This window comes from Streptomyces sp. NPDC056169 (assembly GCF_042268445.1).
Taxonomy (GTDB): domain Bacteria; phylum Actinomycetota; class Actinomycetes; order Streptomycetales; family Streptomycetaceae; genus Streptomyces.
This window is the reverse complement of the sequence record NZ_JBHJUO010000006.1, coordinates 72,163-94,696: the sequence shown is the minus strand read 5'-3', so window position 1 is coordinate 94,696 and position 22,534 is coordinate 72,163. Positions and strand designations below refer to the sequence as shown.

Annotated in this window: 21 protein-coding genes and 1 pseudogene; 15 read left to right on the top strand and 7 right to left on the bottom strand. The window is 74.1% G+C overall.

Annotated elements, in window-relative coordinates; genetic code table 11:
- Positions 1 to 7: 7 nt before the first annotated feature.
- The 5 genes and pseudogenes from ACFC0G_RS11310 to ACFC0G_RS11290 all read left to right on the top strand — a co-directional run.
- Positions 8 to 1,735, top strand: a pseudogene (locus ACFC0G_RS11310) (YwqJ-related putative deaminase); the annotation flags it as partial.
- 71 nt (positions 1,736 to 1,806) lie between these two features.
- A complete protein-coding gene (locus ACFC0G_RS11305; RefSeq protein WP_376401445.1) occupies positions 1,807 to 2,271 on the top strand; it encodes an SUKH-3 domain-containing protein in 465 nt (154 codons plus the stop codon).
- Positions 2,272 to 2,334: 63 nt separating this feature from the next.
- On the top strand, positions 2,335 to 2,730 hold the full coding sequence (locus tag ACFC0G_RS11300; protein WP_376400764.1) for a YwqJ-related putative deaminase: 396 nt from the start codon (positions 2,335 to 2,337) through the stop codon (positions 2,728 to 2,730).
- An 8-nt stretch (positions 2,731 to 2,738) separates the two neighbouring features.
- Positions 2,739 to 3,656 (top strand): SUKH-3 domain-containing protein, encoded by a 918-nt coding sequence (locus ACFC0G_RS11295; RefSeq protein ID WP_376400761.1) that lies wholly within the window; start codon positions 2,739 to 2,741, stop codon positions 3,654 to 3,656.
- A gap of 84 nt (positions 3,657 to 3,740) precedes the next feature.
- Positions 3,741 to 4,052: a hypothetical protein gene (locus ACFC0G_RS11290; protein WP_376400758.1), complete on the top strand. Its 312-nt coding sequence runs from the start codon at positions 3,741 to 3,743 to the stop codon at positions 4,050 to 4,052.
- Here ACFC0G_RS11290 and ACFC0G_RS11285 read toward each other — a convergent pair.
- Positions 4,049 to 4,834: an SDR family NAD(P)-dependent oxidoreductase gene (locus ACFC0G_RS11285; protein WP_376400756.1), complete on the bottom strand. Its 786-nt coding sequence runs from the start codon at positions 4,832 to 4,834 to the stop codon at positions 4,049 to 4,051. The two genes, ACFC0G_RS11290 and ACFC0G_RS11285, sit on opposite strands and share 4 nt — an antisense overlap.
- Positions 4,835 to 5,039: 205 nt before the next feature.
- Positions 5,040 to 7,067 (bottom strand): elongation factor G, encoded by a 2,028-nt coding sequence (gene fusA, locus ACFC0G_RS11280; protein WP_376400753.1) that lies wholly within the window; start codon positions 7,065 to 7,067, stop codon positions 5,040 to 5,042.
- A gap of 352 nt (positions 7,068 to 7,419) precedes the next feature.
- Here fusA and ACFC0G_RS11275 point away from each other — a divergent pair, with 352 nt between their 5' ends.
- Positions 7,420 to 8,259: an aldo/keto reductase gene (locus ACFC0G_RS11275; protein ID WP_376400750.1), complete on the top strand. Its 840-nt coding sequence runs from the start codon at positions 7,420 to 7,422 to the stop codon at positions 8,257 to 8,259.
- A gap of 48 nt (positions 8,260 to 8,307) precedes the next feature.
- Here ACFC0G_RS11275 and ACFC0G_RS11270 read toward each other — a convergent pair whose 3' ends face one another.
- Positions 8,308 to 8,724, bottom strand: a complete 417-nt coding sequence (locus ACFC0G_RS11270; RefSeq protein ID WP_376400748.1) for a VOC family protein — start codon at positions 8,722 to 8,724, stop codon at positions 8,308 to 8,310.
- Positions 8,725 to 8,781: 57 nt separating this feature from the next.
- Between ACFC0G_RS11270 and ACFC0G_RS11265 the strand changes: the two genes are divergently transcribed.
- The gene (locus ACFC0G_RS11265) at positions 8,782 to 9,429 is read left to right on the top strand and encodes a nucleoside/nucleotide kinase family protein (RefSeq protein WP_376400745.1); all 648 of its coding nucleotides are present in this window, start codon (positions 8,782 to 8,784) and stop codon (positions 9,427 to 9,429) included.
- A gap of 22 nt (positions 9,430 to 9,451) precedes the next feature.
- Positions 9,452 to 10,021 (top strand): YcxB family protein, encoded by a 570-nt coding sequence (locus tag ACFC0G_RS11260; RefSeq protein WP_376400742.1) that lies wholly within the window; start codon positions 9,452 to 9,454, stop codon positions 10,019 to 10,021.
- A 38-nt stretch (positions 10,022 to 10,059) separates the two neighbouring features.
- Here the strand turns inward: ACFC0G_RS11260 and ACFC0G_RS11255 are convergent, their stop codons facing one another.
- Complete coding sequence (locus ACFC0G_RS11255; RefSeq protein ID WP_376400739.1) at positions 10,060 to 10,827, bottom strand: hypothetical protein; 768 nt, start codon at positions 10,825 to 10,827, stop codon at positions 10,060 to 10,062.
- A 96-nt stretch (positions 10,828 to 10,923) separates the two neighbouring features.
- Here ACFC0G_RS11255 and ACFC0G_RS11250 point away from each other — a divergent pair, with 96 nt between their 5' ends.
- The 4 genes from ACFC0G_RS11250 to ACFC0G_RS11235 all read left to right on the top strand — a co-directional run bounded on the left by ACFC0G_RS11250 (position 10,924) and on the right by ACFC0G_RS11235 (position 14,580).
- Positions 10,924 to 11,448: a tetratricopeptide repeat protein gene (locus ACFC0G_RS11250; protein WP_376400737.1), complete on the top strand. Its 525-nt coding sequence runs from the start codon at positions 10,924 to 10,926 to the stop codon at positions 11,446 to 11,448.
- Between the two features lie 7 nt (positions 11,449 to 11,455).
- Complete coding sequence (locus tag ACFC0G_RS11245) at positions 11,456 to 12,346, top strand: LysR family transcriptional regulator (protein ID WP_376400734.1); 891 nt, start codon at positions 11,456 to 11,458, stop codon at positions 12,344 to 12,346.
- A gap of 49 nt (positions 12,347 to 12,395) precedes the next feature.
- On the top strand, positions 12,396 to 13,355 hold the full coding sequence (locus tag ACFC0G_RS11240) for a hypothetical protein (protein WP_376400732.1): 960 nt from the start codon (positions 12,396 to 12,398) through the stop codon (positions 13,353 to 13,355).
- A gap of 76 nt (positions 13,356 to 13,431) precedes the next feature.
- Complete coding sequence (locus ACFC0G_RS11235) at positions 13,432 to 14,580, top strand: aminopeptidase P family protein (RefSeq protein WP_376400729.1); 1,149 nt, start codon at positions 13,432 to 13,434, stop codon at positions 14,578 to 14,580.
- Positions 14,581 to 14,646: 66 nt separating this feature from the next.
- On the opposite strand, the gene treZ is transcribed toward ACFC0G_RS11235, so the two are convergent.
- Positions 14,647 to 16,398: a malto-oligosyltrehalose trehalohydrolase gene (treZ, locus tag ACFC0G_RS11230; RefSeq protein ID WP_376401442.1), complete on the bottom strand. Its 1,752-nt coding sequence runs from the start codon at positions 16,396 to 16,398 to the stop codon at positions 14,647 to 14,649.
- Positions 16,399 to 16,459: 61 nt separating this feature from the next.
- Positions 16,460 to 17,473 carry a GNAT family N-acetyltransferase gene (locus ACFC0G_RS11225; protein WP_376400726.1) on the bottom strand — a complete coding sequence of 338 codons (1,014 nt, stop codon included), beginning with the start codon at positions 17,471 to 17,473 and terminating at the stop codon, positions 16,460 to 16,462.
- 135 nt (positions 17,474 to 17,608) lie between these two features.
- On the opposite strand from ACFC0G_RS11225, the gene ACFC0G_RS11220 reads away from it, so the two are divergent.
- The 3 genes from ACFC0G_RS11220 (at position 17,609) to ACFC0G_RS11210 (ending at position 20,115) form a co-directional block, all read left to right on the top strand.
- Positions 17,609 to 18,157: an FHA domain-containing protein gene (locus ACFC0G_RS11220; protein WP_376400723.1), complete on the top strand. Its 549-nt coding sequence runs from the start codon at positions 17,609 to 17,611 to the stop codon at positions 18,155 to 18,157.
- Between the two features lie 283 nt (positions 18,158 to 18,440).
- The gene (locus tag ACFC0G_RS11215) at positions 18,441 to 19,538 is read left to right on the top strand and encodes a cytochrome P450 (RefSeq protein ID WP_376401439.1); all 1,098 of its coding nucleotides are present in this window, start codon (positions 18,441 to 18,443) and stop codon (positions 19,536 to 19,538) included.
- A gap of 97 nt (positions 19,539 to 19,635) precedes the next feature.
- Positions 19,636 to 20,115, top strand: a complete 480-nt coding sequence (locus ACFC0G_RS11210) for a hypothetical protein (protein WP_376400721.1) — start codon at positions 19,636 to 19,638, stop codon at positions 20,113 to 20,115.
- A gap of 31 nt (positions 20,116 to 20,146) precedes the next feature.
- On the opposite strand, the gene treY is transcribed toward ACFC0G_RS11210, so the two are convergent.
- Complete coding sequence (gene treY / locus ACFC0G_RS11205) at positions 20,147 to 22,492, bottom strand: malto-oligosyltrehalose synthase (protein WP_376400718.1); 2,346 nt, start codon at positions 22,490 to 22,492, stop codon at positions 20,147 to 20,149.
- Positions 22,493 to 22,534: the final 42 nt, after the last annotated feature.

Genomic DNA, 22,534 nt, shown 5'->3' with positions numbered 1-22,534 from the left:
GGGAAACGTGGCGGTCACGGTTCCGGACTGGGCGGACACTCTTCTCGATCTGATCGGGGTGGCGTGGCCGAACGTCGACGAGGACGCATATCGCGAGATGGCGGACGCGCTGCGGGAGTTCGCCGAGGACCTGGAGGACGACGGTCAGCTCGCGAACAACCACTTCGAGCGGTTGCTGTCGTCGAGTCAGGGCGAGTCGATGGACGCGCTCAACGAACACTGGGCGAAGGTCAAGAGCAAACACCTCAAGGACATCTCCGGGGCGGCCCGGACGGTCGCGGGCGGCCTGGACACGGCGGCCGGCGCGATCGAGGGCATGAAACTCGCCGCGGTCGTCCAGCTCGGCTACCTGGCCGCCGAGGCGGGCATCGCGATCTCCCTCATCCCGGTGACCGGTGGTCTCTCGGCGCTCATCGGCGCGGGGGCGATGCGGGCCACGCAGGAGGTGATCAAGCGGCTGATCAAGGAGTGCGTGGAGGAAGCCGTCGGGTACATCGTGGCGGCGATGACCGAGCCGGCCGTGGCCGCCCTTGAGGGCATGGCCGCCGATCTCGTGGTCCAGCTCGGCGCGGTGGCGATCGGCCTCCAGGACGGGGTCGACCTCGACCAGACGAAGGACGCCGGGCAGGACGGCTTCAAGGAAGGGGTCCAGTCCGGCAAGGAGGCCATGCACCTGGCCTCGGCCGGTGGCGGGACGGGCCCGGGCAGCGGCCTGAAGAACCTGCACATCGAGCACCAGGAGCACGACCACGCCTCGACCCAGCTGAACACGGTCAGCGCGGGCATCCACGGCAAGACCGCGGGCAAGCTCACGAAGGCCAAGACCGCGCACGGCCGGACCCGGGGCCGTGACTCGATCGCCGACGCGATCGACCCGATCGCCGACAAGGCGCTCGAAGCGCTCACCAAGGCCGCGAAGAACATGGGCGACCACGTCGGCCAGACCCTCCCCAAGGCCGTCAAGCAGATCTCCGCCGACCACAAGAACACCGACGACAACCTCCGCGACCGCTTCGCCCGCCAGCGCAAGGGCGACCACGACAGCAACGGGAGCGGCGGAGGCGGCGGGGGAAACAGTGGCGGCGGCGGTGGGGGTGGCGGCGGCAACGGCCCGGGCGGCGGCAGCGGCAACAACCCCGGCGGCAACCGCATCTCACCGGCCCCGCCCTGGCACGGCAGCTCCGCGGGTAACATGAGGCACCACCGGACGGACCCGCTCGACGTCCGCCACCTGACGCCCGAGCAGCAGCGGGCGGCGCTCGTCCAGGAGGCCCGCGACCTGGCGAACCAGGCGCGCAAGGCCGACCCCGACAACCCGAACGACCCCAAGCACCAGATCGACCTTGCGAAGACCCACTTCCCGCCCGGCACGAACCTCCTCGACGGATCGTGTTCCGGCAGCCTCCTGCACGACGGCACCGTCACGAGCCACTCCAGCTCCACCAAGGGAGCCGGCCAGAAGGTGCCCGACCTCCACCCCGCCATGCAGTCGATCTACGACGACGTCAAGCAACAGATCGAATCCGAGGGCAGGAACCCGGGAGCGGGCCACGGCAAGTGCGCGGAGGCCAATCTGGTCTCGGACCGGCTGCGGAGTCTCGACCCCGACGGCACCTCGATCAGGTCGGCCGACGACGTACGCGAGGCCATGCGGGGATCGCAGGTCTACAGCGTGCAGATCGGGGAGCAGGTCAAACCGCACCCCCTCGGCCACGGCGCGTACAAACCGCCGTGCCGATCGTGCGAGATCGCAATGGACATGGCGGGTGTCACCGCCTACACCGGATAGGAGTTCCCGTGCCGCGAATGGAAACCCGGGAGGACGTCGACGCCTGGTTCGGGGAACACGGATGGTTCCCCGGCCGCGACGTGACCGACCAGGTACCGGCGCTGATCAATGAGGTCACCGAGCAGTACCGGGAGGCAGGGTTCCCCGTGGAGCCCTTCGAGGCCGCGACCGCGTTCCTCGCCGAACACGGCGGGCTGCGCCTGACGATCGACGCCCCCCGCGAGGAGTACCTCTACTTCACCCCGTACCTCGGCTACCGGTCGGCTCCGGCCGACGTCGCCGAGCTGAGCCGCGACCTCGGCGTGCGGCTCTTCCCGGTCGGCCTCGACAGCTCGGACTCGTCGCCGGTGCTCATCGACGAGCGGGGCAGGTTCTTCTACCTGCATCACACCGGCGCCTACTACATGGGCGCCGACACCCACGAGGCGATGATCAGCCTCGCCCACGCCCCCATGCAGGACGCGGAGGACTACTTTGTCTGACCCGGCTCCCGGCACGGCGGAGGACATCTCGGAGCCGACCCATGAAGGACGCGGAGAACTTCTATGTCTGACCTGATTCCCGGCACGGCCGCGTCGCTGCTCATGCACGGCACGATCACCAGCCACACCAACCTCACCGGTGACGGCGAGCCGCACCTCCACCCCGCCGTCCAGGAGTTCTTCGACGGGCTTCCGCCCGCCCTGCGGGAGCCGTTCATCGGGTACTGCGCGGAGTCGGCGCTCGTCTCCGACGAGCTCTTCGGACTCGACCGGCAGCGGGCCGACGGCCGGACGATCACGCTGGACGAGGCGGCCCCGCACTTCGAGGGCGCCGCGGTCGTCGCCCGGAAGATCCGCCCGCACGGCGATCCCGAGCACGGCACGGAGGCCGAGGTGTGCCGCTCGTGCACGGCGCTCCTCGACCGCCTCGGCATCGACGTCCTCCACGGCGAGGGGTGACGCTTCCCGTGGAGGACGTACTGACGCGGGCCGGCTGGCGACAGGGGCGCGACGCCGGGGACGCCGCGATGCTGGCGATCCTCACGACGGTGACGGTCGGCGGGGGAAGCGTCTTTCCCGCCGCCGAGCGGGCCGTCCGCGAGTTCCACGGCCTGCGCGTCCCGCCCGCCCCGGACGGCGGGCGGGAAGTCGCCGCCACCGGCTGCGTCGTCGACCCCCGCGAGGCCCGCTTCGCGAGCCCGCAGCTCGACCGGCTCGCGGCCGACCTGGGAGTACGGCTCTTCCCCCTCGGCCGTACGGACGCGGACGCGCCGCTCGCCGTCGACGAGGAAGGCCGGCTCGTCCTGCTCGGCCCCGGCGGCCCCTGGCTCCTCGGGGCGACCGTCCGCGAGGGCCTGACCGCGCTCGCCGAGGGGATCGCACCGGTACGGCTCCGCGCCCCCCGCCGCCGCTTCCCGCTGCCCGGCCGGCGCGGCGACTCCGTCGATCTGGCCGCCGCCGTACGGGCCGCCCTCGTCGCCGTCTACGTCCTGCACAGCACCGGCGTGTACGGCGCCCGGGCGCTGCGCCTGCGGGCGACGACCCTGCGCGGGATCGGCGTCGTGGCCGTGGACGAGGTGTTCCCGCTGGGCCCGGGGTCCCTGGACAGCAGCACCGAACCGCTGATCGCGGCGATGACCGGCCGTCTCGACGCCTCGGGCGTGCGCGCGGGCGGCTGCGAACTGACCCTGACGCTTCCCGTTCCGCGCGGTACGGGCGGTCCGGCGGCCACCGTGGAGTGCGCCGTGACGGTGGGCAGCCCGGCCGAGGGCCCCGTACTGACCCTGTCGGCCGGCCTGTCCGCGACCCTCGGGCCCACGGCGGCCGCGCTGGACGCCTGCGCCGAGGCCTTCGCCGCCTGGTCGGGGGCCCCGCTCCACCCCTGACCGCATCCCGACGCTGCGCACGGCTGCCCGTTCAGGCAGCCCGTACTGCACATGGGGAACCGCCGGGCGATCACCGGGAGGAGCGTGAGCGACGCGTACGCCACGCTTTCCCTGCTCGCCGCCGACACCGGCGGTCGCGGCGAGGGGACTCTCAGGAACAGGCTGCTCGGACACGAGCAGGGCGGGACGCCCCTCGGGCCGCGAGAGCTCCAGAACATCCTCCTCGGCCTGCTGGACCTGACCGAGGCGAACCCCGGTCAGCGCACCGTCCTGATGGAGAACCACCTGCGACAGGTCGAGCACGCCTACCCCCTCTCCGTGGGCGACTCGAACATCCGGGGGATCGCGATCCCTGCTCTGGTCGCGAGATGGGAGGCACTCCCGCGGGCGTCCTAGTGGACGGAGAACCCGCCGTCCACGAAGAGGGACTGCCCCGTGACGTACGCGGACGCGCCGCTCGCCAGGAAGACGGCCGCGCCGGCGAAGTCCTCGGCCAGGCCGTTGCGGCCGACCATGGTCCGGGCGGCGAGCGCGGCCACCTTCTCCGGGTCGGAGGAGAGCCGCTGGTTGAGCGGGGTCATGACGAAGCCGGGGACCAGGGTGTTGGCCGTGACGCCGTACGGGGACCAGGCCTCCGCCTGCGAGCGGGCCAGCGACTCCAGGGCGCCCTTGGACACCCCGTACGCCCCGCTCTGCACGAACGCGCGGTGCGCCTGCTGCGAGGTGATGTGGACGATCCGGCCGAAGCCGCGCTCGGCCATGCCGGGGCCGAAGCGCTGCCCGAGGAGGAACGGCGCCTCCAGGTTCACGGTCATCGTCGTGTCCCACACCTCGTCGCCCAGCTCGCCGAGCGGAGGCCGGAGGTTGATCCCGGCGGAGTTGACCAGGATGTCCGGCTCTCCGAAGACGGCCGCGGCCGCCTCCGCCCCGGCCCTGATCCCCTCGCGGGTGCTCAGGTCGGCGCTCACCCAGGCGGCGCGGCAGCCGTCGGCCGTCAGCTCGTCCACGGTCGCGGCGAGCTCGTCCTCCTTGCGCGCCAGGACCACCACGCTCGCCCCGGCCCGGGCCAGGGCCCCGGCGATGGCCCGGCCGATGCCGGAACTGCCGCCGGTGACGAGGGCGGTGCGCCCGTCGAGCGAGAACAGCTCGGAAAGATAGGCGCCGGGGGTCGTGCTCATCGTGTCGCTCCTCGTGTCGTACGGCGCCGGCCGTCCGCGTGCGGTGGATGGCCGGTCCCCGCATCCTGGCACAGGGCCGCTCACGGCCGGGGCGGGGCCGGCCCGCCGCCGCACGCCCGCCGTCGCACGCCCGGCCCGCACGCCCGCCGCACGCCCGGCCCGCACGGTGTGTGCGGGCCGAGCGTGCGGCGTCCTTCAGGTGGCTCTACGGAGCCGGGGCCGGAGCGGGCGCCGGAGCCGGGGCGTAACCCGCCGGGCGGGTGGTGAACGTGCCCCGGCCCTGGGTGCGGCCGCGGAGGCGGGACGCGTAGCCGAAGAGTTCGGCCAGCGGCACCGTCGCCGACACCACCGCCGTACCGGAGCGGGTCGTCGAGTCCGTCACCCGGCCCCGGCGGGCCGCGAGGTCGCCGAGGACCGCGCCGACCGACTCCGCCGGGACGGTGACCGTGACCTCGGCCACCGGTTCCAGGAGCGTCATCAGGCTCGCGCGGAGCGCCTCGCGCAGCGCGAAGCGGCCCGCCGTGCGGAACGCCATCTCCGAGGAGTCCTTCGGATGCGTGGCGCCGTCCGTGAGCGTGACCCGGACACCCGTCACCGGGTGACCGCCGAGGGGGCCCTCCACGAGGGCGTCCCGGCAGCCGGCCTCGACCGCGCGGATGTACTCCTGCGGTACGCGACCACCCGTGACGGTGGAGAGGAAGACGAACTCCTCGTCCCCGACCGTCGGTTCGACGTCGATGACGACATGGGCGAACTGGCCCGCGCCGCCGTCCTGTTTGACATGGCGGTGGAGCAGGCCGGTGACGCCCTTCGCCACCGTCTCCCGGTACGCGACCTGCGGACGCCCGACCGTCACCTCCAGGCCCCGGTCCCGCCGCAGCTTCTCCACCGCGACCTCCAGGTGCAGTTCGCCGAGGCCCGAGAGCACCGTCTGGCCCGTCTCCGGGTCGGACCGCACGACGAGCGACGGGTCCTCCTCGGAGAGCCGGGCGAGGGCCGTCGCGAGACGACCGGTGTCCGTGCTCCGGCGGGCCTCCACGGCGACCGAGACCACCGGGTCGGCGGTCGTCGGCGGTTCGAGGACGACCGGCGCGTCCGGGGCGCACAGCGTCGTACCCGCCCGGGCGGTCTTCGGGCCGACGACGGCGACGATGTCCCCGGCGCGTGCCGCGTCCAGCTCCGTCGCCCGGTCGGCCTGGACGCGCAGGATGCGGGAGATCCGCTCGGTGCGGCCGGTGGTGGTGTCGAGCACGGTGTCCCCCTTCGCGATCGTGCCCGCGTAGACGCGGACGTAGGTCATGCGGCCGGTGGCCGTCGCGCTCACCTTGAACGCGAGCGCCGTGAACGGCGCCGCCGGGTCCGCCGGCGTCCCGCCGCGTACCGGAGGCATGTCGGACGGCGCCGGGAGGTACGCGACGACGGCGTCGAGGAGTGGTTCGACGCCCCGGTTGCGGTAGGCCGAGCCGCAGAGGACGACGACGGCCTCGCCGGTGAGGGTGAGGTCGCGGAGCGCGCCCGTCAGCGTCTCCTCGGAGAGCGCGGAGTCCGCGCAGAACTCCTCCAGGGCCGCCGGGTGCAGCTCCGCCACCGTCTCCTCCAGGCGTCGCCTGCGGTGCCGGGCCTCGTCCCGGAGCTCGTCGGGGACCGGCTCGTCCGCGTACGTGTCGGCGCCGTCGGCCCACACGTACGCCCGCATCCGGACCAGGTCCACGACGCCGGTGAAGCCGTCCTCGCGCCCGATGGGGAGCTGGACGGGGAGCGGGACGGTGCCGAGGCGCGTACGGATCGACTCCACGGCGCCGTCGAGTTCGGCGCCCGCCCGGTCCAGCTTGTTGACGAACGCGATGCGCGGGACGCCGTGCCGGTCCGCCTGCCGCCACACCGTCTCGCTCTGCGGCTCGACGCCCGCGACGGCGTCGAAGACGGCGACGGCGCCGTCGAGGACGCGCAGCGAGCGCTCGACCTCGTCGGAGAAGTCGACGTGACCCGGTGTGTCGATCAGGTTGATCCGGTGGCCGGCCCAGTCGCAGCTGACGGCCGCGGCGAAGATCGTGATGCCCCGGTCCCGCTCCTGCGGGTCGAAGTCGGTGACGGTCGTGCCGTCGTGGACCTCGCCCCGCTTGTGGGTGGCGCCGGTGAGGAAGAGGATCCGCTCGGTGACGGTGGTCTTGCCCGCGTCGACGTGGGCGAGGATGCCGAGGTTGCGGATGACGGGCGGGAGGTTCGTACGCACGGTGTCGTGCCTTTCGCTGCTGCGTGGAGACAGGGCAGCGCGATTCCCGGACGAAGGTCAGGCGAGTGACGTCGTCACGGGCGGCGATGGCGGGCGCGCAGCCGCCACCGCTCGGCCGAGGAGGCGAGGATCACGTCGTACCGGGCACGGGAGGGCGACACGGCGACGGCGCTACGGCTGCTGCTGCGCACGGTCGTCTCCCCCCTCGGTCAGGTGCCGGTCGGCGCACCGATCGGTGCGCCGAGACGTGAGTGTAGGGAGGGCAACGGGCCGCGCGACAGCGGTTTTCGCCCTCGGGCGCGATCAACCGCCTTGTTAGCCTTGCCGTTTGACCGAGAGGCGGAGACGGAAGATGACAGCGAACACGTTTCGCATCGGCGGCGACCTGAGCGTGCGGAGGCTCGGATTCGGCGCCATGCGCCTGCCGACCGGGCCGGGCGCCGCACGGGAGGCCTCCCTCCAGGTGGCCAGGCGAGCCGTCGAGCTCGGCGTCACCCTGATCGACACCGCCCACATGTACGGCTGGGGGGCCAACGAAGAGCTCCTCGCCGAAGCCCTGCACCCGTACGCCGACGGGCTGCTCGTCGCCACCAAGGTCGGCATCGTGCGAGCGGAAGCGCCCGAGGGCTGGAAGCACGACGCACGGCCGGACGCCCTGCGCCGTCAGGTCGAACAGGCTCTCCGGCGGCTTCGCGTCGAGCGGATCGAGCTGCTCCAGTTGCACCGCATCGACCCGGTGACGCCCCTCGCCGAGCAGCTCGGGGCCCTGCGGGAGCTCCAGGCGGAGGGCAAGGTCGGACGGATCGGGCTGTCCGAGGTGACCGTCGCGGAACTCGACCGGGCCCGGGAGATCATCGACGTCGCGAGCGTCCAGAACCGCTACAGCCTGTTCGACCGCGCCCACGAGCCCGTACTCGCGGCCTGCGAGGCGGCGGGCATCGCGTTCCTGCCGTGGCGGCCCGTCGCGGTGGGGGCGCCCGGCGCGGCGGCGGAGCTCGCCGCCGTCGCCTCCGAACTCGACGCCACTCCCGCGCAGGTCTCCCTCGCGTGGCTCCTCGACCGCTCGCCGGTCATCCTCCCGATCCCGGGCACGGGCCGGATCGGGCACCTGGAGGAGAACGTCGCCGCGGCGGACCTCCGCCTGACGCGGGAGCAGCGGGACCGCCTCGACAAGACGGGTACGCCTGCCTAGGCGGTCCTCGGCATGGGCGAGGCGGTCCTAGGGATGGGCGAGGCGGGTCTAGGCCGTGGCCTCCGCCGGCTGGAGGAGGTCCCAGCGGTTGCCGTAGAGGTCCTCGAAGACGGCGACCGAGCCGTACGGCTCGTGCCGCGGCTGCTCCGCGAAGGTGACGCCCGCCGCCGTCATCCGGGCGTGGTCGCGGGCGAAGTCGTCGGTGTGGAGGAAGAAGCCGACGCGGCCGCCCGTCTGGTTGCCGACCGAGGCCGCCTCGGACTCGTTCTTGGCGCGGGCCAGGAGGAGGCCCGCGTTCCCGAGGCCGCCGACCCCGGCCGCTCCGCGCGGGCGGACGACGACCCAGCGACTGCCGTCGCCGCGGTCGGTGTCCTCGACGAGCTCGAAGCCGAGGGCGTCGGTGTAGAAGGCGATGGCCTCGTCGTAGTCACGGACGACGAGGGAGACGAGTGCGATGGACGGCATGGGGCAAACGTAATACGGACGGATCTACCCGCGTCAACCGCCGCGCCCGGTGCGACAATGCCCCGCATGGACGCGCAGCGGTTCGACCGGCTCGCCGCCCGGGCGCTGGCGCTCGCCGAGCGGGGGAGTGAGCCGCGCCACCGGCGGATCCTCGGTCTCGCGGGCGCGCCCGGCGCCGGGAAGTCCACGCTCGCCGCGCGGCTCGTCGCCCGCCTCGACGGGCTCGCCGTGCTCGTCCCGATGGACGGCTTCCACCTCGCGCAGGCCGAGCTGGAGCGGCTCGGCCGGGCCGGCAGGAAGGGCGCGCCGGACACCTTCGACGCCGCCGGGTACACGGCGCTCCTCGCCCGGCTCCGCGCCCCCGAGCCCGGCGCCACCGTCTACGCCCCGGCCTTCGACCGCTCCCTCGAGGAGCCGATCGCCGGGGCGATACCCGTGCCGCCCCATGTCCCGCTCGTCGTCACCGAGGGCAACTACCTCCTCCTCGACGAGGGTCCCTGGTCCGCGGTCCTGCCGCTCCTCGACGAGGTCTGGTACCTGGACCTGGACGACCGCCGCCGCGTCCCCCGGCTCGTCGAGCGGCACGTCCGCTTCGGCAAGGACCGGGCCTGGGCCGAGCGCTGGGTCCACGACTCGGACGAGGCCAACGCCCGTCTGGTGGCGAGCAGTCGGGACCGCGCCGACCTGGTCGTGAGGATGAGTTAGCGGGACAGTACGATCCCCTGCCATGGTCAAGGACTCGGGGCAGGACGGCATGCAGGACGGCATACAGGGAGGCATACCGGGCGGAACGCAGGGCGAGATACGGGGTGCGGTCGAGCTGGTGTACCGGCCGACGCGTGCCGACATCCTCACGGGTGTCCTCGTGCGCGAGCGACTGCGGCGCCTCCACGTGCTGCGCTGGGGCTTCACGGTGGTGGTCGGGGGCGCGGCCCTGCTGGCGATCGCCGCCCAGGGAACCGTCACGGTGCTGACCGCCCTCGTCGCCCTCTGCGCCGTCCTGATCTGGGCGACGCCCCACCTCCAGGCCGGCCAGGTGCGGCGCACGGTCGACTGGCAGGGGGAGTTCCGGGCCTCCGTGAGCGGGTCGGGGATCACGACCGGGACCACGCACATGACGCTCCAGCACCGCTGGTCGGCCTTCCGCGGCTACCGCGAGACCCGCGACCACATGGTGCTTCTCGGCCAGGACCCGAACATCCTGCTCGTCGCGGTCCTGCCCAAGCGCGGGCTGGGCTCCCCGGACGACGCGGAGCGACTCCTCGACGTGGTGAGCCGCCACCTGACCCGCGTCTGACCCGCGTCTGAGCCGCCACCTGACCCGCGTCGGAGCCCTCAGAGGGCCGCGTCCGCCGCGTCCGCCGCGTCCGCCGCGTGCCGGGACGCCGCCGTCGCCAGGGCGCGGATCAGGGGGTGCGGGCGGGTGCCGTCGCCCGCGAGTTCCGGCTGGAAGAGGGTCGCCAGGAAGAAGGGGTGCGCGGGGAGTTCCGCGATGCGGATCCCGCCCTCCTCGTCGGCGCCCGTGAAGCGCAGGCCGTGGGCGCTCAGGACGTCGAGCCGGCGGCTGTCCGGGCCGTAGTTGCAGTGGTACCGCTCGGTGGTCCGCTCCGCGCCGAGGGCCCGCTCGGCGAGCGAGCCGGAGGCGACCCGGACGACGCCCTCGTGGCCGACGAGCGAGCAGGCGAGCGGCGCGATCAGCAGGTCGCCGGAGTCCGCCGCCGGGTCGTTCTCGGCGTGCGCGGCACGGGACAGGCCGCAGACGTTCCGCGCGTACTCCAGCAGGGCGTGCTGGAAGCCGCCGCACGTACCGAGGAAGGGGATGCCGTCCTCGCGGGCCGTACGGATCGCCGCCAGCGCCCCCGCCTCGCTCGCGTACGGGCTTCCCGGCAGCACCCACACCGCGTCGAAGCCCTCCACGGCGCCCGGCGCCTCCGCGTCCCCCGTCGGGATCCAGTACGCGTCGAGCGCCAGCCCGTCCCGCTCGGCGAGCGCGTCGAGGAGGACGGGGATGCGGACGTGGGACCTGACGTGCGGGGACCGGTCGCCCACCAGCGCGATGCGGGGGATGGGGGCGGGAGTGGGGTGAGGGGTGTTCGTGTTCATGACCATCATGCTGGTGTGCGGCCCGTGTTCACGTCCAACGATGATTTCTGGACCCTCCATCACGAATGCTTATGCCGTCGTGGTTAGGGTGGCCCCATGACCACCGATCAGGACTGGGAGCGCCGCGTCACCGCTCTCTGGGAGCGCCTCGACGACCACGAGCCCGCCGCCTTCCGCGACCTCGTCGCCGCCCTCGCCGCCGAGCGGCCCGCCGGGGACGCCGCCGCCCTCTTCGAGCAGGGCGCCGCCCACGACTCCACCGGCCTGCCCGAGAAGGCCGTCGACCTCTACGGGCGCGCCCTCGACGCCGGCCTCACCGGCCTGCGCCGCCGCCGGGCCGTCATCCAGCTCGCCAGCAGCCTCCGCAACCTCGGCCGGCCCGACCGCAGCGTCGAACTGCTCACCGCCGAGCGCGACATCCCCGCCGACCGGCTCGACGCCGACGAGACGGCCCTCTCCGGCGCCGTCGACGCCTTCCTCGCCCTCGCCCTCGCCGACACCGGCCGCGACCGCGAGGCCGCCTCCCTCGCCCTCGGCGCCCTCGCGCCCCTGCTGCCCCGCTACAACCGCTCGCTCGCCCACTACGCCCGCGCCCTCCTCACCGCCCCCGACGGCTCCTGACGCCCGGGTGGACCCGCACCTCCTCCGTACGTACGTCACCGTCGCCCGGCTCGCCTCCTTCTCCCGGGCGGCGCGCGAGCTGGGCTACACCCAGTCCGCCGTCTCCCAGCACATCGCCGCCCTGGAGACCGACCTCGGGCTGCCCCTCCTCACCCGGCGGCCCGTCGCCCCCACCCCCGCCGGACACCGGCTCCTCGAACACGCCGGGCCGCTGCTCCTCCGCCTCGACGCGGCCCGCGCCGACGTCGGCCGCTTCGCCGCCGCGCCCCGTACGACCCTGAGCGTCGCCGCGTCCCCGCTCGCCCTCCACCCCCGTACGCTCGCCGCGCTGCCCACCACCGGCGTCACCCTGCGCGGCCTGCCCCGGGAGCGGGTGGCCGAGGCCGTCGCCACCGGGGAGGCCGACGCCGGGCTCGTCGACGGGATCGCCGCCCCCAGCGACCCGCTCCGGCTGCCCGACGTCGCCCCGCTCGCCGCGACCGGCGTCGCCGAGGAACCGCTCGCCGTCGTCCTGCCCGCGAGCCACCCGCTCGCCGGGCGCGCCGGGCTCCGGCTCGACGACCTCGTGGACGCCCGCTGGCTCGACGCGCCCGCCGCCGGCATCCCCCTCGACCAGCTGCGGGCCGTCCACGCCGGACCCGCGGGCCGCGGCTTCCGGACGGCCCTGCGGTACGAGGGGACCGACACCCGTACCCTCGCCGCCCTCTCCGCCGCCGGGCACGGCCTCGCGCTCCTGCCGCTCCCCGTGGCGGCCGGCGTCCCCGGCGCCACCGCCGTCCCCCTGGTCGCGCCACGGCTCGTCCACCGCACCGAACTCCTCCTCCCCGGCGCCGGTGGAACCGGATCCGGCGAACCCGCCGGACCGGCGGCCGAGTTCGCCGGACGGCTGAAGAGCTGACACATGCACTCGCTACCCTGTGCGCAACGGCGACGGAAGGCGGGCAGACGTGGGCTGGCTGCGGCGAGGACCCAAGAGGGACGACGAGGACGCACCGAGGGATCCCGAGTTCGCGTACTTCTCGGAGCGGGAGGCCGCGCTCTTCCGCGGCCGGGTCCGCACCACCTTCGCCGAGCTGGGCCTTGAGGTCTCGCTCTACGCGAACCACGTCGTCGACGACAAGGGACGCAGGTTCGGCCTCGGCAACCTCGCCGCCGTCTGCCACCAGGACCGTCGGGGCACCCGCGTCTGGCCCGAGCTGATCCACCGTCATGTCGACCTGGTCGTCCGGGCGATGGAGGGGCCGTCCGCCCTGGAGACGCTCCCGCCCGAGCAGATCCGCGCCCAGCTCTACCCCCGGATCGTCAGCGGCGACGGCATCGACGCCGGAGCCTTCGGCTATGCCAGGACCGTCGCCCCCGGGCTGTACGAGATCCTCGCCCTCGACCTGCCGGAGAGCGTCATGATGCTCACCGACGAGGCGCTCGAACGGCTCGGCGACCACGCCCAGCTCCGCGACCGGGCCCTGCGCAATCTGCGCGGACTGCCCGTGGAGGAGCACGAGACCGTCCGGGACGCCGACGGCATGTGCTTCGAGATCATCCTCGGCGACTCCTTCTACACCGCGAGCCGCGTCCTCGACCTGGACGGCGTGGCCCGCCGCGTCACCGGCCTGCCGCTGGGCGAGCACGGCGCGCTCGTCGCCCTGCCCTTCCGCCACCAGCTCGCCTTCCACCCCATCCGGGACACCTCGATCATCCCGGCGCTCGGCGCGATGGCCTCCTTCGCCGCCTCCGGGTACGAGGACACGCCGGGCGCCATCAGCCCGTACGTCTTCTGGTGGCGCGGCGGCACGCTCACCCAGCTCAGCGAGCACGACGAGGAGCGCGGCGACCTGCGGATCGTCGTCGGCGACGACTTCCAGGAGCTCCTGGAGCGGCTCATCGCGCAGGGCCCGGACCGCCGCTGAGCGGTCGCGTCGGGGCCCCGCCGAGGGCAGGATGCTGTACGTCGACGCCGCCGCTGCCGCCGAGAAGGAGCCCCCCATGTCCAGCATTCCCCCCGCATCCGCCGACGAGGTCGTGCCCTTCACCGCGGACGACTACCGGGCCCGGATGACCCGCGCGGCCGACTCCGCGGCGGACGCCGGACTCGCGGGCGTGCTCGTCGCGCCCGGCCCCGACCTCGTCTACCTCACCGGCTACCAGCCGACCGCGATCACCGAACGGCTCACGGTCCTCGTGCTCGCCGCCGGGCAGGAACCGGTCCTCGTCGTCCCGACCCTGGAGGCGCCCGACGCGGAGAAGGCGACGGGGGCGGCGGCGCTCACGCTGCGCGACTGGACGGACGGCAAGGACCCGTACGCCGTCACCGCGCCGCTCCTGGACGTCGCCGGCCGGTTCGGCGTCAGCGACAACGCCTGGGCCATGCACCTGCTCGGCCTCCAGCAGGCCCTGCCCGGCACCTCGTACGTCTCCCTCACCGAGGCCCTGCCGATGCTCCGCGGCGTCAAGGACGCGCACGAGCTCGCGCGGATCGCGGCGGCGGGGGCCGCCGCCGACCAGGCGTACGGCGAGATCCTCAAGGTCCGCTTCGCCGGCCGCAAGGAGACCGACGTCGCCGCCGACCTCGCCGCGCTCCTCATGCGCTTCGGCCACTCCCAGGTCGACTTCACGGTCGTCGGCTCCGGCCCCAACGGCGCCAACCCGCACCACGAGGCGGGCGACCGGACCATCGAACGCGGCGACATGGTCGTCCTCGACTTCGGCGGCCTCAAGCACGGCTACGGCTCCGACACCACCCGCACCGTCCACGTCGGCGAACCGACCGACGAGGAGCAGCGCGTGCACGACCTCGTCCGAGAGGCCCAGCAGGCCGGCTTCGAGGCGGTCCGCCCCGGCGCGGCCTGCCAGGAGGTCGACCGCGCGGCCCGCAAGGTCATCACGGACGCCGGCTACGGCGAGTACTTCATCCACCGCACGGGCCACGGCATCGGCGTCACGACGCACGAACCCCCGTACATGATCGAGGGCGAGGAGCTCCCGATCGTCCCCGGCATGTGCTTCTCGATCGAACCGGGCGTCTACCTCCCGGGCCGCTTCGGCGTCCGCATCGAGGACATCGTCACGGCGACGGAGGACGGCGCGGGCCACCGCTTCAACAACACCCCGCACGAGATGGCGATCGTCGAGTAGGCGGCCCAAGGCTTCGGCCGGTTGCCGGCCTGCCCGGGCCGGCAACCGGCCTTTCCCGGCCGGCCGTCAGCCGTCCGTCAGGACGATCGCCGACTCGCCCGGCAGCCGCAGCACCCCGTCCGCGCCCGGGGCCTCGGTCGCGTCCCAGGACGCGAGGACCCGGTCGCGGCCGTTGGAGCCGAGGGGGATCACCGCCGGCTCCTTGCCCAGGTTGACCGCGACCCGCAGGTCGCCCCGGCGGAACACCAGCCAGCGGGACTCCTCGTCGAAGGCGACCTTCACGCCCCCCAGGTCCGGGTCCGTCAGGTCGGGCAGGGTGCGGCGGAGGGCGATGAGCTGGCGGTGCCAGGCCAACAGGCGCTTGTGAGGGTCCTGTTCGCGTTCGGTGCGGTCGAGGACCGAACGGTCGCGGGTGGCCGGGTCCTGCGGGTCGGGGACGTCGTTCTCGGACCAGCCGTGCTCCGCGAACTCCCGCCGCCTGCCCCGCCGTACGGCCTCCGCGAGCTCCGGGTCGGTGTGGTCGGTGAAGTATTGCCACGGCGTGGTCGCCCCCCACTCCTCGCCCATGAACAGCATCGGCACGGAGGGGCCGGTCAGGACGAGCGTCGCCGCGCAGGCGAGCAGCCCGGGGGAGAGGGAGGCCGAAAGGCGGTCGCCCAGGGCCCGGTTGCCGATCTGGTCGTGGGTCTGGGCGTAGCCCAGGAAGCGGTGGGCGGGGGTGCGTTCCCGGTCCACCGGGCGGCCGTGGCGGCGCCGCCGGAACGTCGAGTACGTGCCGTCGTGGAAGAAGACGTGCGTGAGCGTCTTGGCGAGCGCCGCCATCGGGGCCCGTGCGAAGTCGCCGTAGTAGCCCTGGGTCTCGCCGGTCAGCGCCGTGTGCAGCGCGTGGTGGAAGTCGTCGTTCCACTGGGCGTGGACGCCGAGACCGCCGAGCGTGCGAGGGGTCGTCGTGCGCGGGTCGGCGAGGTCGGACTCGGCGACCAGGAAGTGCTGGCGGGACTGCTCCTTCGCCAACTCGTCGACCGAGGAGGAGAGTTCCTCCAGGAAGGTCAGTGCCCGGGTGTCGGCGAGCGCGTGGACCGCGTCGAGCCGCAGCCCGTCGATCCGGTAGTCCCGCAGCCACGCGAGCGCGCTCCCCAGGAAGTACGCCCGGACCTCGTCCGAGCCGGGCGCGTCCAGGTTCACCGCCGCGCCCCACGGCGTGTGGTGCGTGTCCGTGAAGTACGGCCCGAAGGACGGGAGGTGGTTGCCGGACGGGCCCAGGTGGTTGTGCACCACGTCCAGGACCACGCCCATGCCGAGGCCGTGCGCCGCGTCCACGAACCGCTTGAGCGCCTCCGGGCCCCCGTACGGCTCGTGGACCGCCCACGGTGCCACCCCGTCGTACCCCCAGCCCCGCACCCCGGGGAACGGGCACAGCGGCATCAGCTCCACATGGGTGACGCCGAGGCCCGCGAGCTCCCCGAGGCGGCCCGTCGCCGCGTCGAGCGTCCCCTCGGGGGTGAAGGTGCCGACGTGCAGCTCGTACAGGACCGCGCTGCGCAGCCGCAGCCGGGGGGACTCGTGCCGCCAGGTGTACGCGGAGTGGTCGACGACCGCGCTCAGGCCGTCGGGCCCGTCGGGCAGCCGGCGCGAGCGCGGGTCCGGCAGGACGGGCCCGCCGTCGAGGGCGAAGCCGTAGCGGTCGCCGTCCTCGGCGGGCACGACCCCGGTCCACCAGCCGTCCCGCTCGGCGTCCCTTTCCAGGGCGTGGCCGGTGCCGTTCAGCTCCAGCGCCACCTCGTCACGGGCGCTCGGCGCCCACACCTCGAAGAGCACGCGCATCCCCTCGTCGACGGTTCCACCACGCAACGACTGACTACGCGGTCCATCCTGGCAGTCAGGACCCCGACGCGCCCGGCGCGTCCCACACGTAGTTGATCGCACGCTCGAAGGTCACGTAGCCCGCCCGGGCGAACGCCGCCGCCATCGGCACGTTCCCCAGGTCCGTCGCCGCCCTGATCCGGGGCACGTCCGTGGCGGCCAGGATCCGGGTGCCCTCCGCCAGGATGTCGTCGATGTAGCCGTGGCCGCGGTGGGCGGGCAGCACGCCGATGTACGCGATGGTGTGGTGGTAGTTGTTCCGCGCGGGGACGACGAAGCCGACCGGCTCGCCGGTCTCCGGCAGCTGCGCGACCTGCCACCACTCCTGCGGCGAGGCGTAGTGCGTGAACTCCTCGTCGTAGTGCAGCTCCGCCGCCTCCCGCGCCGAGAGCCCGGACGCCAGGTCGGCCTGACCGTGCCCGTCGAGGGTGCCCTCCATCACGGGCGTCATCAGCGCGACCAGGTCCTCGCGGTCCCGCACCGGCCGGAACTCCAGACGGCCCTTCGGCTCCGGGACGGGCGTGCCCGGCCGCCACTCCAGCCGGAGCCGCTCGACCAGCGGACGGGCGCCCGCGCGCTCCAGCACCGAGAAGAGGGACTCCAGGACGGACCGGGTCTCCGGGACCTCGCGCCAGTCCGCCGGCATGAACCGGCCGAACTCGGGGCGCTGCGTGCCCGCCGGGACGACCGCGGCCGTCGCGGTCTCCAGGAGCCGCAGGCCGACGTCCGCGCGCTCCTCCTCCGTCAGCTCCGGGGCGAGGTCGAAGAAGTCGAGCGCGAGCGGCTCGCCGCCCTCCTTGTTCGTCCACCAGGCGATCCGGCCGAGGAGCCGGCCGCCGCCTTCACCGTCGCTTTCGCCGTCGAGGGCCACCCACATCCACTCGGGGAGGCGGCGGCCGGTGGCGAGGTCGTCGGCGAGCTCGTGGTCCAGCGAGTACGTGAGGCGGAGGAACAGGTCCAGTTCCCCGGGTCCGGCGAGCGGACGTATGACGAGGTGCGAAGCGGCGGTGGTCGAAGAGGACGCGGTCACGTCGTGGTTCCCCCTGGGAAAATGTCCGGTACGGCGACCGCAGACCGTAGCAGCGATCTCTTCCGGCCGGTATCGAGTTCCCAGGTCGGGGGCCCTTCTGGACACTTCGGGCCCGCCGGGCCGACAATCACGGGTGTGACGACCCCCTTCGAGCTTCCGGCGAACACTCCTCGGCTGACCGACGCCGAGCGGGACCGCGCGCTGGGGCTGCTCCGTGAGGGCGCCGCCCAGGGACGCCTCTCGCACGACACCTTCGTGTACCGGATGGAGCGCGCGCTCCAGGCCCGCCGATCGGACGAGCTCGACCTGCTCGTCGCCGATCTGCGGACCGAGGGCACCTGGACCCGGCGGGTCGTCGGCGCGGTCGAGCGGATGTCGGCGTTCACGGTACGGCTCGGGCGGGCCTGGCGGGCCGAGCGGCTGCCGAAGCTGCTGCTCCCGCTGCCCGGCCCGCATCCGCTGCGGATCGGCCGCGACCCGGTCAACGGTCTGCGGCTCAGCCACGAGACCGCGTCCCGGCTGCACGCCGAGCTCTCGTCGCAGAGCGGGATGTGGGTGCTGCGCGACCTCGGCTCGACGAACGGGACGACCGTCAACGGCCGACGGGTCACCGGCGCGGTGGTCGTCCGGCCGGGGGACGTGGTCGGCTTCGGCCAGATGTCGTTCCGGCTCTCCCACGGCTGAACCGCCCGTCGCGGGACATCACCCGATCGGCGGTACGTGACGCGCCGTGCGGGCCGCCCGGTGATGGGGTGAGGAGACGCGCGCCACGTTCTCCGGCCGCGGCACCCACCGCCGATCGACAGGGGGCGCGATGAGCGACGAGCCGAACCGCGGCATACGTAACCGCGGCATACGGAACCCGGACGTGCGGAACCCGGACACGCGGAACGGGGACGTGCCGAACCCGGACGTGCGGAACGACCGCCCGGAAGAGTCCGGAGACCCCTGGACGAGGCTGCCGTCCATGGCCCCGGGCGCGGTCTCCGCCGCGATCCCGACGGTGACGCCCGGCGCGGCCCCCGTGAAGGCCGGTTCCGCCGGCCGGGTGCGGACCGTCGCCGAGCCGACGGCGGCGGGACCCGCAGCGCCCGACGGCCGTGACGGCCCTGACGGCCCCGCCGGCCCCGCCGGACCCTTCGCGCCCACCGGGCGGACCGTCGCGCCGAGCCCTCTCGACCCCGGCGCCTCCCGCGACCCGCACCCGATCCACCGGGCCCTGCGGGAGGAGTTCCCGCTCACGTACGACCCGCTGCTGCGCGCCTGGGTCCTCAGCCGGTACGCGGACGTCGCCGCCGCCCTCACCGACAGCCGCTTCACCCACGGGCACCGGCCCGGCGACCCGCCCTGCACGCGGGCCCATGTCGACGTCGACATGGGCGAGTTGAGATCCGTCACGGAACGCACGGCGTACGTCCTCGCCCGCCGCATCGCCGAACGGCCACAGGCCGACCTCGTCGCCGACTTCTGCCACTGGCTGCCCGCGGGGACCGTCGCCGCCGCCGTCGGCGTGCCCTACCGGGACATGATGCGGCTCGTGCGCGGCCGAGCGGCCGGGGCCCTCGCCGGGGAGTGCGGCGGCCAGATCGCCGTACGGGAGAAGGCCCTCGCCTCCTTCCTCGGCAACGTCCTCGCCGACCCCGACCAGGTCGCCGCCCTCCGCGACGCCCCGACCGCGCTCGTCGCCCGGGCCTGGGCCGAGTCGCTGCGCCGCGACCCGCCCGTGCAGATCGCCGTGCGCCGCACCCGCTCCGAGGTCCGGGTCAGCGGCGGCATCATCCCGGCGGGCGCCTCCGTCGCCCTGCTCGTCGGCTCCGCCGGCCGGGACCCGGAGCGCTTCCGCGAGCCCGACCGCTTCGACCCGTTCCGCGACGATCCGGGCCAGCTCACGTACGGCAGCGGATTCTGCCCCGCCGTCCTGCTCGCCGGCCTGGAGGCCGAGTACGCCCTGCGCGCGCTCTTCACGGCGATGCCCCGGCTGCGCCTCGCCGACGGCTTCCGCCCCGCCGCCCACGGCCTCATCACCCGCGCCCCGAGGAGTCTGATCGTCCGTCCCGGTGGCTGATCCCGGGCGGGGACGGGCGCGCCCCGCCCGCTGCTAGGGTGACGTGCGCTCGTCAAGGAGTGCGTTTTTAGGCACCAGATTCAACGGGGATCAACACGTGAATAAGCGTCATATCCGCGCGATTGCCGTCTTCGGCATCGCGGTCTTCGCCCTGACCGGCGCCCGTGGCTCGCACGGCGGCAGCTGCGGCGGCTCCAGCGGCTCCGGCAGTTCGAGCAGCAACCACAACAGCGACAACAACAGCACGTCCGGCGGCTCCGTGTCCGGCGGCTCCAGCAGCGCCGACAAGGCGATCCGCGACGTGACCATCGACGAGTGCAAGTACGACCAGGCGACCAAGAACCTCGTCGCCCGGATCACCGTGAAGAACGACAACTCCCTGGACTACGACTACAGCGTCACCATGAAGTTCAAGGGAGCCGCGGGCGGCGGCGTCACCCCGGCGACCGCGATCAAGACCGGTATCGCGGTCGTGGCGGGCGCCTCCCAGAGCGCCGAAGTGACCACCCCGTACATCGGAACCGGCGACGGCTCCGAGTACACCGAGTGCGAGGTCACGCGAGCCTCCCGCTTCTGAGCGACCGAGCGCTCCCGGGGCCCGGGAGCGCTCAGCCGTCCAGCCGCGCGAGAAGCGCCACCGGCCGGTCCGCGAACAGCTCCGCGAGCTTGAGTTCCGTCTCCGGACCGCCGGTGAACTCCCGTACTCCGTCCAGCAGATCGGCCCAGCGGCCCTCCGGCAGGACCAGCTCCGTGTCCTGCCAGCCGCCCGCCTCCGCGAGGCGCAGCGAGAGCCGGGTCGCGGCCGTCACGACCGCGCCCGAGCGGGCGAAGGCCAGGCAGTGCGCGGCGGCGGGGCCGCTCGCCGCCAGCGGGGTGTACGCGCCGCCCCGGCCGAACACCTCCGGGCGCTCCCGGCGCAGCCGCAGCGCCGCCCGGACCAGGGACGTCCTGTCGTCCTCCGGGCCGATCGCGAACGGCGCCCGGTTGTCCGGGTCGACGAGTGCCCGGTACTCCCGCTCCGTGTTCTGGTACAGCTCCGGCACCCCCGGCATCGTCAGCTGGACGAGCGCCGCGCCGAGGGCGTGGGCCCGGATGTGCGGCTCCAGCGCGACGGCCGTCTCCGAGGCCGAGCGCAGCGGGATCCGGCCGGGCCCGGCCGCCGTGAACTCCGCCACCGCCCGCTCGTACGCCGCGTCCGGCTCGGTCCAGCTCGTCCGCAGACCCGCCTCCCGTACGGACTTGAGGACGGCGGGGCCCACCCGCTCCGCGTCCGGCGCGCCGAAGCCGAAGGCCGTCTGCCAGGCCGTCCACGCCAGGTGCGGATCGGGTGCGGGCACCCCCGCGACCTCCGCCAAGAGCGCCGCCCAGGCCTCCGGGCACTGGGCGAGCACCGCGATCGCGGCCCGCACGTCCGCGCTGCGCTTGGTGTCGTGCGTGGACAGCACCGTCCCGGTGGCCGGCCAGTCCCGGGCGATGCGCAGGCAGTACGCGTGGAACTCGTCGGCCGACACCGCCGGCCGCCCCGCGTCCCCGCCCACCTCGTTCGCCGAGAGCAGCGGCGTGTACCGGTAGAAGGCCGTGTCCTCGACCGACTTGGCCCGTAGTGCCGAGGAGGTCTGCGCGAACCGGGCCCGGAACGCCCGGTGTTCCCGCCCGTCGCCGCGTGACCCGAGCGCCAACTCGCGTACCAGGTCGACGGCCGCCGCCTCCTCCGGCACCGCGAACGCGGCCTTCGCGCCCCGCGCCGCCGCCGGGGTCAGGACCTCCTCGCCGCCCGTCCGGTAGGTGCGGTAGACCGGCACCCGTACGAGCAGTTCGCGGATCGCGGTCCGCAGCGCCCAGGGCGCGTGGTCCCGCAGCGCCGGGTCGGCCGCGCAGATCCGGACCGCGAGCCGGGTGAGCGCGGCGGTCTCGGCGGCCAGGTCGTGCGTCACCACCTCGTACGCGGCGCGCCGCTCCGTCGCCTCCCAGGTGCCGCCCCGGTCCCCGGCGCATCCCGTGAACTCTCGGTACACGTCGGCCAGTTCGTCGGCACCCACCGGATCGGTGAAGACCCCCTCGATCCGGCGCAGCGCGTCGTACCCGGTGGTGCCGGCGACGGGCCAGTCGGCGGGCAGGGTCTCCGCTCCCGTGAGGATCTTCTCCACCACCGTCCAGCAGCGCCCGCCGGTCGCCGCCGCCAGGTCCTCCAGATACCCCTGCGGGTCGGCGAGCCCGTCCGGGTGGTCGATGCGCAGCCCCTCGACCACCCCGTCCGCCACCAGCTCCACGATCTTCGCGTGGGTCGCCGCGAACACCTCGGGGTCCTCCACCCGCACCCCGATGAGCTCCGAAATCGTGAAGAAGCGGCGGTAGTTGAGCTCGGTGCGGGCCAGCCTCCACCAGCCGAGCCGGTACCACTGGGCGTCGAGCAGCTCGTCGAGCGGCAGCCCCTCCGTGCCCGCCCGCAGCGGGAACTCCTGCCCGTCGAGGTGCAGCGCCCCGCCCGAGACCCGCAGCCGGTCCCGCACCTCGGGGAGCCGCGCGGGCAGCACCGGCAGCAGCAGCCGGCCGTCCCCGGCCGGCCAGTCGACGTCGAACCAGCGGGTGTACGGCGAGTCCGGCCCCTCGCGGAGCACCGACCGCAGCGCGTGGTTGTGCCGGGGGGAGGCCGCCATGTGGTTGGGGACCAGGTCCACGACCAGGCCGAGACCGTGCGCCCGCGCGGTCGCCGCCAGCGCCCGCAGCCCCTCCTCGCCGCCCAGCTCGGCCCGTACGGAGCGGTGGTCGGTGACGTCGTAGCCGTGCGTCGAGCCCGGCACCGCCTCCAGGACGGGCGAGAGGTGGAGGTGCGAGACCCCGAGCCCGGCGAGGTGCGGCACGGCCCGCGCGGCGGCGGCGAACGGGAACTCCGGCTGGAGCTGGAGCCGGTAGGTGGCGGTCGGGAGCGCGGAACGGGCCGGGAGGGAGGTCATGCGAACGTACGTACCCCGCGCGAGGGCTTCTGTGTCATCACC

Excerpts from the sequence above, each read along its gene's own strand:
- ACFC0G_RS11255 (WP_376400739.1), bottom strand. The coding sequence starts at position 10,827 with ATGAACACGAACACCCCTCACCCCACTCCCGCCCCCATCCCCCGCATC.
- ACFC0G_RS11275 (WP_376400750.1), top strand. The coding sequence starts at position 7,420 with ATGACAGCGAACACGTTTCGCATCGGCGGCGACCTGAGCGTGCGGAGG.
- treY (WP_376400718.1), bottom strand. The coding sequence starts at position 22,492 with ATGACCTCCCTCCCGGCCCGTTCCGCGCTCCCGACCGCCACCTACCGG.
- ACFC0G_RS11265 (WP_376400745.1), top strand. The coding sequence starts at position 8,782 with ATGCCCCGCATGGACGCGCAGCGGTTCGACCGGCTCGCCGCCCGGGCG.
- ACFC0G_RS11250 (WP_376400737.1), top strand. The coding sequence starts at position 10,924 with ATGACCACCGATCAGGACTGGGAGCGCCGCGTCACCGCTCTCTGGGAG.
- ACFC0G_RS11235 (WP_376400729.1), top strand. The coding sequence starts at position 13,432 with ATGTCCAGCATTCCCCCCGCATCCGCCGACGAGGTCGTGCCCTTCACC.
- ACFC0G_RS11260 (WP_376400742.1), top strand. The coding sequence starts at position 9,452 with ATGGTCAAGGACTCGGGGCAGGACGGCATGCAGGACGGCATACAGGGA.
- ACFC0G_RS11215 (WP_376401439.1), top strand. The coding sequence starts at position 18,441 with ATGGCCCCGGGCGCGGTCTCCGCCGCGATCCCGACGGTGACGCCCGGC.
- ACFC0G_RS11285 (WP_376400756.1), bottom strand. The coding sequence starts at position 4,834 with ATGAGCACGACCCCCGGCGCCTATCTTTCCGAGCTGTTCTCGCTCGAC.
- ACFC0G_RS11300 (WP_376400764.1), top strand. The coding sequence starts at position 2,335 with ATGTCTGACCTGATTCCCGGCACGGCCGCGTCGCTGCTCATGCACGGC.
- ACFC0G_RS11305 (WP_376401445.1), top strand. The coding sequence starts at position 1,807 with ATGGAAACCCGGGAGGACGTCGACGCCTGGTTCGGGGAACACGGATGG.
- ACFC0G_RS11270 (WP_376400748.1), bottom strand. The coding sequence starts at position 8,724 with ATGCCGTCCATCGCACTCGTCTCCCTCGTCGTCCGTGACTACGACGAG.